The sequence below is a fragment of the Thioalkalivibrio sp. AKL9 genome (assembly GCF_000377825.1).
Classification (GTDB): Bacteria; Pseudomonadota; Gammaproteobacteria; order Ectothiorhodospirales; family Ectothiorhodospiraceae; genus Thioalkalivibrio; species Thioalkalivibrio versutus.
The window spans coordinates 19,083-30,510 of record NZ_KB905107.1 but is presented as its reverse complement, the minus strand read 5'-3'; the positions used below and the strand labels follow the sequence as shown (position 1 = coordinate 30,510).

11 protein-coding genes are annotated in these 11,428 nt (G+C 66.9%); 5 read left to right on the top strand and 6 right to left on the bottom strand.

The features are described from left to right. The first annotated feature begins 16 nt into the window (after nucleotides 1-16). On the top strand, nucleotides 17-400 hold the full coding sequence (locus tag D573_RS14140; RefSeq protein ID WP_369773959.1) for a hypothetical protein: 384 nt from the start codon (nucleotides 17-19) through the stop codon (nucleotides 398-400). Between the two features lie 29 nt (nucleotides 401-429). On the opposite strand, the gene D573_RS0105995 is transcribed toward D573_RS14140, so the two are convergent. From D573_RS0105995 to D573_RS0105985, 3 genes are all read right to left on the bottom strand, one after another. Further along, nucleotides 430-816 (bottom strand): YajD family HNH nuclease, encoded by a 387-nt coding sequence (locus D573_RS0105995; protein ID WP_018146206.1) that lies wholly within the window; start codon nucleotides 814-816, stop codon nucleotides 430-432. A gap of 70 nt (nucleotides 817-886) precedes the next feature. Further along, the gene (locus D573_RS0105990) at nucleotides 887-1,921 is read right to left on the bottom strand and encodes an alpha/beta fold hydrolase (protein ID WP_038038264.1); all 1,035 of its coding nucleotides are present in this window, start codon (nucleotides 1,919-1,921) and stop codon (nucleotides 887-889) included. Then, nucleotides 1,911-3,932, bottom strand: a complete 2,022-nt coding sequence (locus tag D573_RS0105985) for a site-specific recombinase (RefSeq protein WP_018937939.1) — start codon at nucleotides 3,930-3,932, stop codon at nucleotides 1,911-1,913. Before D573_RS0105985 ends, D573_RS0105990 begins: the two co-directional genes overlap by 11 nt. Nucleotides 3,933-4,198: 266 nt before the next feature. Here D573_RS0105985 and D573_RS0105980 point away from each other — a divergent pair, with 266 nt between their 5' ends. The 3 genes from D573_RS0105980 (at nucleotide 4,199) to D573_RS0105970 (ending at nucleotide 6,753) form a co-directional block, all read left to right on the top strand. Further along, nucleotides 4,199-4,813, top strand: a complete 615-nt coding sequence (locus D573_RS0105980) for a BMC domain-containing protein (protein ID WP_018937938.1) — start codon at nucleotides 4,199-4,201, stop codon at nucleotides 4,811-4,813. A gap of 1 nt (nucleotide 4,814) precedes the next feature. After that, nucleotides 4,815-5,387, top strand: coding sequence for an NUDIX hydrolase (locus D573_RS0105975; protein ID WP_018146202.1), 573 nt, complete (start codon nucleotides 4,815-4,817; stop codon nucleotides 5,385-5,387). A 76-nt stretch (nucleotides 5,388-5,463) separates the two neighbouring features. Continuing rightward, nucleotides 5,464-6,753, top strand: coding sequence for a TlpA disulfide reductase family protein (locus tag D573_RS0105970; protein ID WP_018937937.1), 1,290 nt, complete (start codon nucleotides 5,464-5,466; stop codon nucleotides 6,751-6,753). Nucleotides 6,754-6,892: 139 nt separating this feature from the next. Here D573_RS0105970 and D573_RS0105965 read toward each other — a convergent pair whose 3' ends face one another. Continuing rightward, nucleotides 6,893-7,591, bottom strand: coding sequence for a rhodanese-like domain-containing protein (locus D573_RS0105965; RefSeq protein ID WP_167540808.1), 699 nt, complete (start codon nucleotides 7,589-7,591; stop codon nucleotides 6,893-6,895). 237 nt (nucleotides 7,592-7,828) lie between these two features. Between D573_RS0105965 and D573_RS0105960 the strand changes: the two genes are divergently transcribed. Next, a complete protein-coding gene (locus D573_RS0105960; RefSeq protein WP_231367862.1) occupies nucleotides 7,829-8,431 on the top strand; it encodes an Sbal_3080 family lipoprotein in 603 nt (200 codons plus the stop codon). Nucleotides 8,432-8,466: 35 nt separating this feature from the next. Here the strand turns inward: D573_RS0105960 and D573_RS0105955 are convergent, their stop codons facing one another. Both D573_RS0105955 and D573_RS0105950 read right to left on the bottom strand, forming a co-directional pair. After that, nucleotides 8,467-9,771 carry a TlpA disulfide reductase family protein gene (locus D573_RS0105955; protein WP_018937935.1) on the bottom strand — a complete coding sequence of 435 codons (1,305 nt, stop codon included), beginning with the start codon at nucleotides 9,769-9,771 and terminating at the stop codon, nucleotides 8,467-8,469. 108 nt (nucleotides 9,772-9,879) lie between these two features. Continuing rightward, a complete protein-coding gene (locus tag D573_RS0105950; RefSeq protein WP_018937934.1) occupies nucleotides 9,880-11,394 on the bottom strand; it encodes a GGDEF domain-containing protein in 1,515 nt (504 codons plus the stop codon). Nucleotides 11,395-11,428: the final 34 nt, after the last annotated feature.

The window sequence follows — 11,428 nt, the reverse complement described above, 5'->3', positions numbered from 1 at the left end:
ATGATTTGTCGGGTTGGTGCCCCCTGTTCCCCGATCCTGCGTTGCGCCGCTTGCGGGTAGAACCACTACCCGCTGCACGACGCGCCTGGTCTCGGAAAACAGGGGGCACCAACGCGAGAGCGCGATTCAATCAGCGTCTCCCTCGGGGGCGGGGCATCGGTTCTTCGACGAGCGCGAGGCGGCAGCGCGGCGCCTGGGCTTTGCCCATGCCACCTTCTGCGCGGTGGTGCGCCCGGAGGATCACCCGCGACGCCCGGCCGGTTACCGGCCCCTGGACGGGTTCTGGAAGAAGCGCGGCTACCGGCGCGCCGAGGGGCGGGTTGGCCACTTCCCGTGGCCGGATATCGGCGAGAGGCAGGAGAGCCTCAAGCCATTGCAGTTCTGGTGGCGCCGGCTCTGACCCGATGCCGACTCCAGCCCGCAGTCGTTCTACGCCTTCGAGTCGTCGCCGCCCCGGTCGTTCGTGTCAAGCAACCCGGCCAGCCCGGCAAACGGGTTGTGGGTGGCCGAGGAGGTGCTCGCCGTATTCCCGCTGCCCGGAGTGGCGTCGGTGTAGCGCTGGTGTTCGTTGTCGTGGCAGTACAGGCACAGCAGCTCCCAGTTGCTGCCGTCGGATGGATTGTTGTCGTGGTTGTGGTCGCGGTGGTGCACGGTTAGCTCGCGCAGATTGACGCGGGTGAATTCGCGCCCGCAGCGGCCGCATACCCACGGATACATCTTCAACGCTTGCTCGCGGTAGCCCTGTTCCCGTTCCGCCTGGTCGCGGCGGCTGCGGGCAACCAGGTCGTCGAGGCGGTTGGGGGTCGAGTGGCTCATAGGGCGTTCTCCGAAGGTTGGCTGGGTCCACCGTAGCGCCAGCGCGCGGTGGTGGCCAGAGAAACCCGAGTCAGTGCTTTTCGCGCAGGTACTGCGCCAGGGCGTCGGGCGAGCGTTCGTGGCCCGAGGGGAGGCTTCCTTGGGGGTCCCGCAGCCAGGCGGCGATGTCGTCGAACGTGGTCTCGGCCCCGGTATACCGGGTCAGCATGTGATAGCCCTCGGGGTACAGCGCGGCCCGATGGTCATCGGATCCCTGGGCGCTCAGGGCCTCCAGCAGGCGCGCCAGGGGCAAGGGTGGCACCAGATCGTCGCGCGCTCCGTACAGCGTCAGGCTCGGTGGGGGCAAAGTCGGGCCCGCCTCCAGCGCGTGGGTCATCAGGGTGGTCAGGCCGTCCAGGGCATCGATGCGGGCATCACGCAACACCAGCGGGTCGTCACGCATCTGTTGTAGCACCGCGGGGTCATCGGTGGGGTGGATGTCGAGGTCAGCGGCCATCTCGCCGTCCAGGCGCCAGCCGGGCGCCAGGCGCGCCCCGAGCCACAGGCCGAAGCGCTGATACCAGGGCATGTCGCCACGGCTCCAGACCGCCGGGGCGATCAGGACCGTGCCGGCGACCCGGGGCGATGCAGTGGCGGAATCGGTCGTTTCCTCCATGGCCAGCAGCGCGACAGCGCCGCCCATGCTCTTGCCGATCAGGTAGGGCGTCTGGTCGGGGTAGCGCTCTTGCAGCAGCCGGAGTGCGGTGCGGGCGTCCTCGGCCAGCAGTCGGTGACCGGACCAGTAGCCGGCGTTGCGCGTGGCTCCGAAGCCGCGCTGGTCATAGGCATACACCGCAATGGCGTGCCCGGCCAGCGCCTCGCCCAGCGCCTGCATGCTGCCACCGTGGTCGTTGAAGCCGTGCAGGGCCAGCACAACCCGCTCGGGGGTGTCCGGCCCCCAGCGGTGCAGCGGCAGCCGGTCGCCATCCGTCGTGTGGATCACCTCGGAGGCGATCATCGGGGTGCGGGTCTCCTCACCGGAGGGGCTGGGTGCCGTCCCGGCACAGCCGGCGAGCGCTAGCGCGAGTGTCGGCGCCAGCAGACGCAAGGCCCTGCTAACGAGCATCGGACTCGTCGTCGCCTCCGTTGGTCGTGGTCTGCGCGCCGGGCGGGAACAGGAATTCGCCCGGACGTTCGCGCAGGTGGCGACCATAGGCGCGAACGACGCGGCCAAAGGTGCCGATGCGCACGCCACGGGCACGCAGCGCAACGTACAGCGCGAGCCCGAAGCTGACCCACAGGTTGACCGCCCCGATCAGCAGCACGAACCCCAGAAACAGGACGAACATGCCCAGCCCGGGCGCTTCGCTGGCGGTGACATAGCCGAGGTTGGCCGAGGCAAAGGCGACGTGCTGGATGTCCAGGGGCAGGTTCAGCAGGTAGCCGACATATCCGGTCACTCCCAGAAGCACGCCGAACAGGAAGTTGCCGATCAGTGCACCGTAGTTGTGACCGATCCAGTCGGCCAGGCGGTGGCGCGCCCCGGTCGGCAGCAACCGGCGCAGAAGCGGATGCTCGCGCAGGCGGCCGGGCAGGTCGAGGTAGGCGCAGCGGTTGTCGAAGAAGCCCGCAATCAGGCCGGAGACGAACAGCCAGACTCCGGCGATCGCGGCAAAGAATAGCGCCAGGCCCATGATCGGGTGCAGCCCGTCCACCAGGTAGTCGACCTCGCGACCGGACAGGACTGGAGCGCTGAACAGGCCCGCCGCAAACAGACCGATCAGGATGGCGGTCGGCAGCGCGATGCCCACGTTGCCGAGTACTGCGGCGAACTGCGAACGGCCCACCCGCATCAGGAGATCGGCCATGGTTCGTGGATCGGCTGTGCCGCGTTCGCTTTCCTCGATGGCGGCGGCCAGACGCGCGGCGGTCATTGCCGGCTGCTTGGTGGCCACGGTGAAATGCAGGATGTGGATCAGCACAAAGCCGAGGCCGTAGTTCAGGCTCACCCACAGGGTGTTGACCGCGTGGGACAGTCCCAGGGATTCGATCTGGATCTTGATCAGGGCCATGACCGCGATGATCAGCCCGGCGCCGGCTCCGGAGCGCAGCATCTGGAAGTATTCGCTGCGCGACTGGGTGATGTAGTGCTCGCCGGTGTCGCTGACTTGCTGGGTGATGCTGCGCGAGACCAGCTTGATGTTGTCCTGCCACAGCGCGCGTACACCGTGCTGGCGGGCGCTGATGGTGATGAGTTCGCGGAACACCCCGACCGAGGCTGCGCGCGTGTCGCGGTCCGCGTCCGGCTCCAGCAGGTCCAGTAGCTTGTGAATGCGGCCGAGGGTCTGGTCCAGACGTTCCAGAAGGTGGGTGAGCGACAGGCTGTTGCCATGGGTGATGGCTAGCTGGCGCAGGCGCGCGATCTGCTCGCTGCACTGCTCCAGTAGCACCCGGGCATGGCGGTCATCCATGCGCTCGTGATCGGGGTCTTCCAGCGCGGCTCGGTAGTCGCGCACATAGGCGGAGATCTCGCGCTCCTGGGCGACAAAGGCCGAGTTGTGCTCGGCGATCGACGGGTCCAGGCGCAGCAGTTCCGGTTCCAGTTCTTCCGCGGCCACCCAGATCGACAGCATCTCCAGGGCGTAGAGGATCTCCTCGCGTGCCCGTTGCAGGACCCCGGGGTGTTCCCCGGTCAGGCAGCCCAGGGCCTCCAGCAGGCGCCACCAGGCATCGTCCGGCAGGGCCGCAACCCAGGCGGCGTCATCGGTCTGGTGAAACACGTGATAAAGCACGTCTTTCAGGTCGCGCCGGTCCATTGGGCGCGGATTGATCCGCTCGTAGATCAGCTCCGCGGCCTCGCGGAAGAAACCCTTGCGCGAGAACAGCCCGATCCCGGTGTACAGCGTCAGGTGCCGGGCGTCCTCCAGCCCGTCCTCCAGGCGCTCACGCAGCCGGTCCTGCAGGCGCGGGTTCTCGCCCAGGGCGAGGGTTAACTGCTCAATACGGGAGATCACCGGCGCGACATTGCGCGGGTCTTCCGGGCGCAGCCAGTCCACGAGCTGGCGCAGGGTCTCGGCCAGATCGAGATCGGCGTCTTCCACGCTGGCGAGGAGGTGTTCCGCATCCTGCTTCGGCATGACAATCCCTGTGGCTGCGGGGTTGGCGTTGCATTATACGAGCGTCTTCCCGGGACGTGTGGCCGCCCGAAGGCCGGCCCCTGAAGGCACTCAACGTTGAGCTTGGGGCGCGCTGCGTTCACAATACGTCCTTCAATTCTCCCGCGTGTGCACGCGAGCCCGCCCATTTCGGGGCGGCTTGCATGAGGCGTGCGCGAATTCCCGCGCGGGTTCGGGCCGCGACGCGCGGGAACCATGGGCCGCGGGCCCTGGCCCAGAGCGAATCGATGATCCAGCTGCGCACCTACGTCTACATGGATTCCCTCCAGCCGCAGCTGGCGGAATACATGGCTACGGTCTCCCAGGGCTTCCTGCCCGTTCCGGGAGACTCCTGCCTGTGGGTGGAAGTGTCCCCGGGGATGGCGGTGCACCGCCTGACCGACGTCGCACTGAAGGCGACCAACGTGCACCTCGCGCAGCAGGTGGTGGAGCGCGAATTCGGCTCCATGGTGATTCACCATCGCAGCCAGAGCGAGGTGATCGAGGCCGGCCGGGTGCTGCTGGAGCGTCTCGGTGCCAGCCAGGAGGACCGCCAGCCCTGTCGCATCCCGTGGCAGGAGACCATCCGTGGGATGACCCCGGACCACACCGTGTTGATCAACCGCCAGAACCGCCGCGGGAACATGATCCTGCCGGAACAGAGCATGTTCATCCTCGAGGCGGAACCGGCCGGCTACATCATTTATGCCGCGAACCAGGCACTGAAGGCATCCAATGTTTCGCTGATCGACGTGCGCGCAGTCGGCGCCTTTGGTCGCTTGACCCTCGCGGGACGGGAAGGCGACGTGGACGAGGCGGCGCGTGCGGCGATCCACGCGCTGCACAACCCCGCCGGGACCTGAGATGCATCGCGCCCAGCTGCTGGACCTGCTCGCCCGACACCAGACGACCTTCATCGAGGAGGCCGGCTACGTCCGCCGCGCCCTGGAGTTCGTCAGCGAGCACCCGGACTGCTTCCACTGCGATCTCCTGCCCGCGCATGTAACCGGTTCCGCCTGGGTGGTCAGCCCCGACCGTGAGCAGGCCCTGTTGCTGCTGCACGGCAAGCACCACCGCTGGTTCCAGCCCGGCGGGCATGCCGACGGCCAGGCCGACATCTTGCAGGTGGCGCTGCGCGAGACCCACGAAGAGACTGGCCTCGCCCCCGAGCAGATCCGCCTGGTGGAAGAGGATGTCTTCGATCTCGACATCCACACCATCCCGGCCAGCCCGCATTTCCCGATGCACGAGCACATCGACGTGCGCTTCCTGCTGGAGATCGACGACCGCCTGCCGGTGCCCGGCAGCGACGAGTCGAACGACATCCTCTGGGTGCCGCTGCAGCACGTCTCGCGCTACAACAACTGCCGTTCCCTCTGGCGCATGGTGGAAAAGACCCGCCGTCTACGCACGTTCCGGCATACGCACCCGCGCTGACCCAATCCCTCGGGGCTCTTCCGTGCGGCGTTCCCGCGGGCATGACGGGACGCTATAGTCGCGGTCGGTCCCCTTGATGGATGCCCGCGTGTCGATACGATTCCTGCCGCGCCTGTGCCTGCTGCTGTCTCTGCTTCTGCTGCTTCCGCCGGCGGGTGCCGGAGAGGTTGAACCGCGCACGTTGACAGTGACCGATCCCGCCGGCGTCGACCTGGGCGTCACCGTGTACCCGGCCACTGGCGATCGGCTCTACCTGTGGCTGCTTCCGCAGGCGGGCGAACACGCCAACCATGCGCGCTTCGGGCACGAGCTGGCGGCGATGGGCGTCGAGGTCTGGCAGGCCGATCTGCTGGATGCCCATTTCCTTCCGCGCACCAATGAGAGCATGCGCAGCCTGGATGGCGTCAGTGTGGCCGCATTGCTGGGTGCGGCGCACGCGCAGACCGGCAAGCAGGTGATGCTGGTCGCCTCGGGCCGCCCGGCGATCACCGCCCTGCGCGGCCTGCGTCAGTGGCAGGAGGACGGCCCCGAAGCGGCCTACGTACTCGGTGCGGCGCTGGCCTTCCCCAACCTGATGGTCGACACGCCGGTGGCGGGTGCCCCCGCCGAGTTCGTCGATGTGGTGCGCGCCACCAGTCTGCCGCTCTTCCTGCTGCAGCCCGCACAGGGTGTATATCGCTGGCACCTGGACGACATCCTGACCGACCTGCGCCGCGGCGGCAGTGCGGTGTTCGTGCAGACGGTCCCGGATGTGCGCGATTTCTATTACCTGCGCCGCACCGATCCCGAGCCGGAGGAACAGGCCGCGGCCGAGCGCCTGCCTGCACAACTGCTGCAGGCGGGCCGGCTCCTGGCCAGCGTCCCGCGCCCGCTGGCGGCCGCGCCGCTGCCGGAGGCCACCCGTGCGATCGAAGTCGGCCGCGGGCTGGTGGAGCGCGATCGCCCGCGGCCGGTCGCGGACTTCACGCTGACCGATCACCTAGGTGACGAGCAGTCGCTGTCCGATTACGACGGCCAGGTGGTGCTGCTGAATTTCTGGGCCAGCTGGTGTCCGCCCTGCGTGCACGAGATCCCGTCGATGAACCGCATGGCCGAGACCCTGGGCGAGGGCTTCTCCATCGTATCGGTCAATTATCAGGAAAGCGCCGAGCACATCACGGCCTTCATGCAAGAGGTGCAGGTGGATTTCCCGGTCCTGATGGACTTCGACGGACGGGTGGCTGCCGACTGGCGCGTTTTTGCCTTCCCCAGTTCGTTCATTCTCGATCGTGACGGCCGCGTGCGCTATTCGGTCAACAGCGCCATCGAATGGGACGACCCCGACGTCATTGCCACCGTCGAGGCCCTGATGGCGGAGCCGAAGTAGCCGGTGGGCTGGCTGTTGGAGTCACCGTTGATTTGCCACCCATCCCGTCATTGCGAGCCCAGCAATCGGGCGGGGCTGAGCCCTTGTCTGGCCGATGGCTTCGCTGCGCTCGCAATGACGAGGTAGACGGCCTCCTGGGCTAGCCGTCGGTCTCGCCCTCGACCGTGGTCAGGCCGAAGGCGTGCCACATCTGCATGCCGCCGCGGTACCACTTGATGCGCTCGGCCGGGTAGCCGAGGTTGGTCAGGGTGCGGATGTTGGTGGGTGACTGGCCGCACCAGGGGCCGTTGCAGAACAGCACGAGGGTCTTCGACCGGCTGAAATTGTAGAAGTCGCCGTCGAAGATTGCGCCGAAGTCTTCGGTCAGCACGTTGCGCACGTCGTCCGGGTCCGCGCCGGAGGCGAAGTGCAGCCGGTCCCAGGGGATGTTGACGGCGCCGGGGATGGTGCCGCGCTGGTACTCGCGTGGGGTGCGCGAATCGATGATCACCAGGTCGTCGCGCTCCGTGGTCTGCTGGAGGTAGTCGATGAACTCCAGTTCCCCAAGGGTCTCGACGCCGGGGCCAAGGCTCATCGGCTGGATACAGAACGGCGGGCAGGGTCGCGCGATCTGCGCGTAGTCGAGGTCGATGGTTGCGAAGGTATCCTGGTCGCGGGTCACCGTTACCAGTTCGTCGCCGTGGCGCACCTCGAACTCGGCCATGTCGGTGGTGATGCCGACCTCTGTTTCCGCGAATGCCGGTGCGGTCAGCAACAGGACCGTGGCTGCGAGCAGGCCCGATCGGATTCGGTGTATTGCATTGGGTGCTTTCATGGGAGTCTCCGCTACGTCTCTCATACCTCGAACGTAGTCTCGAACTGCGGCGCTTGCGCCAAATAACGCCTGCCCGCGTGGGCATTTCCTGACCCGGCAAGGTGCTGCACGAGGGGGCGCGCGATTCATCAGGCGGTGGGATGACCGCTGAGGTACGGATGCCTCGGTATTCGGGGAGAGTAGTGCAGGTCTGGTAGGGTGCGCGCTCGTTTGCGCGGGGCAGGTGCGCGCAGGATTGCGTCCAGAGGAAGGAAGGTGTTTGTGTTGCGAGGAATGCGTACGTTCTGGGTGGCCGGCATTGCGCTGGTGGCCACCGGGTGTTCCATCACCCAGTCGATCGAGCCGCTGGATGCGGTGGATGTCAGCCTGGTCTGCGTGCTCGACAACCCCGAGATCCACATGGCTGGATTTCAGCCCGAGATGCGCGAACTGATCGAGCAGCGAGGTATCCGCACGGACGTCTATTCCGGTTCCCGCCCTGCACGGTGTTCGCATTACCTGGAACACACCGCGAACTGGAAGTGGGATCTGGCAATGTACCTCTCGTACGCCGATCTTCGCGTCTATGACGCCCAGGGCCTGGCGGGGCAGGCCACCTACGATGCCCGCAGCGGTAGCGGGCGGATGGACAAGTTCGGGCCGACCCGAGAGAAGCTTGCGCCGCTAGTGGACGAACTGTTCGCGCAAGTGAATGCCGTGGAGTTGATCCGCGGAGGCGAACAGGCGGATCAGGGACGCGATGAAGACTCCGACGGCCGTTCGGTCGAGGCGCGACTGGAAGAGCTGGATCGCTTGCACGACCGGGGGCTGATTACCGAAGCGGCCTACGAGGAGCGTCTGCGCGCCATCCTGGCGGATCTTTAGCACACCCCGCGCGGCGCCGCGCCCTTTCCGGGCCGCTATGCGTCGTCGTCCAGCAGGTCGCGGATCTGGTCGATCACGCCGGGTTCGGTCCATTCGATGGCGCCGAACAGGTAGTAGCGCAGGCGGCCCTTGCGGTCGACGACGTAGCTGGTGGGGTAGGCCATCGCGCGCCAGTCGTCGAGGGAGTCCTGTTCCGGATCGAGGAGGATGGTGAACTCGGTCTGCACCTCGTCCTCGATGAAGCGGCGGATAGTGTCCTTGTCCTCTCCCAGGTTCACCGCCAGGATGCGAAAGCCTTCGTCGCGCAGTTCGTCCTCCAGCAGTTGCATGGACGGCATCTCGTGCACGCAGGGCGGGCACCAGCTGGCCCAGAAATTGATCAGCACCACCTCGCCGCGATAGTCCTCCAGTCGATGGATATCCCCCGCCAGGTCGGGCCGCTCCAGCGGCGGGGCCGCCACGGGTTCATCCAGGGCGTTGAGCTGTGCGTCGGTGCCGCTTGGGGTGCGTACCGTCAGGTCCGTGTCCGCTTCGGCCACGGCGGGCGTCCGTTGGTGAGGCAGCCGCGTCAGCAGGTCCATGGCGAAGATCATCTCGCGGTGGAAGGTCTCGCTGGCGAGCCGCTCGGCTTCTGTCGCATCGGGGCGGAAGAAGAAGCGGTCGCGGATCCCGGGAAGCAGCCGCGCACCCACCGCGCTACTGCCCTCGGTCAGCCCGCTGCGAATCCGCCCGAGATGCTGGCGCTGGGGCGACTGGGCCGGTTGCAGGATGTACACCGGCAGATTAGTCAGCCGGACGATGGGTTGTAGTTCGGCCTCATCGGTATCCACCCCGGTATGCAGAAAGGGGCTGGTCATCAGCAGTCCGGCCAGGTAGTCGGCCTCGGGGTGGGCTTGTTGCCACTGGTACAGGCCGGTGAGCAGCCAGGGCAGGGCACGGTCATGCCCGAAGGCATAGACCGGTCGTCCGGTATCGGTGTGGGTTGCCTCGATCAGGTCCGTCACCGTGGCGGTGGGCATGTCGTCGAAGCTGGATGCCGCCTCGGGCAGGAAGTGGCCGGTGAACGGATCGACCAGCCAGGTCTCGACCCCGGCCGCCTGCAGCGCCAGCGCCTGTTGTCGATGGCCGTCCTGCAGGCCGTGTTCGGAGGGAAACCACAAAAGCACGGCGTCGCCATCGGCGCGATAGCGTTCCACCGGGATCTCGGCCCCGCCGGCCTCGATCGAAGCGGCGGCGTCGACTGCGCCCGTCGGGCCGTTCGCCTCCTGCGCCGGTGCGGCGAACGGCATCATCAGCAGGGCCGCGAGGGCAAACAGGCGTACGAGAATGCGGTGTGTCATGGAAACCTTGGTGAAGGGGCTCGGGAATAGACGCGCGAGAGCTTGATATTGCTCCACGGATCTCCTGCGGGGTGTCAGGATTGTGTTCGCAGTCGGGGATTCCGGTCCCTACAACGCGGGCCTGCCTGCAACCGGTATGGGTTCGGCGGGGGCGATCATGATGCGGTCACGTCCGCCGTCCTTCGCGGCGTACAGGGCCTGGTCGGCGCGTCCCAGCAGCGAGTCCATGGTGTCGCCGGGGTGGAAGCTGGCGATCCCGGCCGAGCAGGTCTGGCCGTTGGGCATCGCGGTGCGCAGGCGTTCCAGCACGCGGCGGGCCTGCTGCGCATCAATGTGCGGGAATACCACCACGAATTCCTCGCCGCCAAAACGTGCCAGCAGGTCCGTGGGCCGCAGGATGGGGCGCCAGGCATCGACCATTTCCTGCAGCAGGGCATCGCCGGCGGCATGGCCGTGGGAATCGTTGAAGCGCTTGAAGTGGTCAATATCCAGGAATGCGAGGTTGAGCGGGCCCTGGGTGCGTTCGGCGCGGGCGATCTCGCGGGTTAACTGTTCTTCCAGGTGGCGCCGATTGCCGGCCCCGGTCAGCGGGTCGGTACGCGAGAGGTTCTCCAGGCGCTTGGCCTGGTGCTGGGTCTCGCGCAGCAATCCAGCCATGCGGTACAACACCAGCAGGAACAGCAGGATGGAGGCGATCGCCGCAACGCGAATGATCTCCATCTCGCTGCCCGCCGTGAACAGGATCACCATCGGCACCAGGACGGACGCGGCGCCCAGCACGAGCAGACGCCGGCCGGAGAGTTCGGCGTGCGAGGTGTGCGCGCGCGGTTCGATCTTCGCGGAAGGATGCCATGCGGCCGCCATGATCAGGGAATAGGCAATCAGCCAGAAGGCATCGGTGAGTCCGCCCGCGGTGTACCAGCCGGTGGAGTTGCCGTGGGCGTAGAGCAGGTCGGCCGTCAGATAGGCGAGCATTCCCAGGAGGAGGAAGCTGTGGGCCGTGATGCCGGTTCGTTGGAGGAACACCAGGCGCAGGACCAGGGGCAGAAGGACCAGGTCCGCGACCGGATAGCCCGTGGATACCAGCAGTTGCAGCCAGGTCAGGTCGGGGTCGTAGGTGTAGGGTGCGATCAGCAGGGCCCACCCGAGCACCGCGGCCGAAATGCCCACGATCAGGACATCCACAAACGCGCCGTCGTCGCGTGCGGTCTGGCTTCCCAGTTGCCACAGCGCGATGGCGAACAGCGGGTATACCGACAGGTAGAAGATATCCGCGGCCGAGGGAAAGGGTTCCAGGCCCTGCAGGTCCAGCCAGTACCAGATGCCGTGGCCGATGGCCGCCAGCGTCAGTGCAGTGGCGATCAGGCCCCAGGCGGTCGCGCCGAATGGCCTCGGCCGGCGCAGTACGGCGATGCCGACAGCGAGGGCAGCGCTTGCGGTGCCCAGCACGTAGAGACTGCTGGCCAGCAGGCCATAGGGCAGGGCCACATAGGTTGCGGTCAGCAGGAGGCCAATGCCCAGGAGGACCTGCCAGGTATCCGGCCGAACGGCACGGGCGCCGCGATGGTTTCCCCCGTCAGCGGAGTGCGTGTCGTCGTGCTGGATACTGGCCCATTTCCCCATGGACAATATGGTGACAGACCGATTGCGGGTTGTC

Bases quoted from the DNA above. Each gene is read 5' to 3' on its own strand.
- D573_RS0105965 (WP_167540808.1), bottom strand. From the start codon at position 7,591: ATGAGAGACGTAGCGGAGACTCCCATGAAAGCACCCAATGCAATACAC.
- D573_RS0105975 (WP_018146202.1), top strand. From the start codon at position 4,815: ATGCATCGCGCCCAGCTGCTGGACCTGCTCGCCCGACACCAGACGACC.
- D573_RS0105950 (WP_018937934.1), bottom strand. From the start codon at position 11,394: ATGGGGAAATGGGCCAGTATCCAGCACGACGACACGCACTCCGCTGAC.
- D573_RS0105995 (WP_018146206.1), bottom strand. From the start codon at position 816: ATGAGCCACTCGACCCCCAACCGCCTCGACGACCTGGTTGCCCGCAGC.
- D573_RS0105970 (WP_018937937.1), top strand. From the start codon at position 5,464: ATGGATGCCCGCGTGTCGATACGATTCCTGCCGCGCCTGTGCCTGCTG.
- D573_RS0105990 (WP_038038264.1), bottom strand. From the start codon at position 1,921: ATGCTCGTTAGCAGGGCCTTGCGTCTGCTGGCGCCGACACTCGCGCTA.
- D573_RS0105985 (WP_018937939.1), bottom strand. From the start codon at position 3,932: ATGCCGAAGCAGGATGCGGAACACCTCCTCGCCAGCGTGGAAGACGCC.
- D573_RS0105980 (WP_018937938.1), top strand. From the start codon at position 4,199: ATGATCCAGCTGCGCACCTACGTCTACATGGATTCCCTCCAGCCGCAG.
- D573_RS0105955 (WP_018937935.1), bottom strand. From the start codon at position 9,771: ATGACACACCGCATTCTCGTACGCCTGTTTGCCCTCGCGGCCCTGCTG.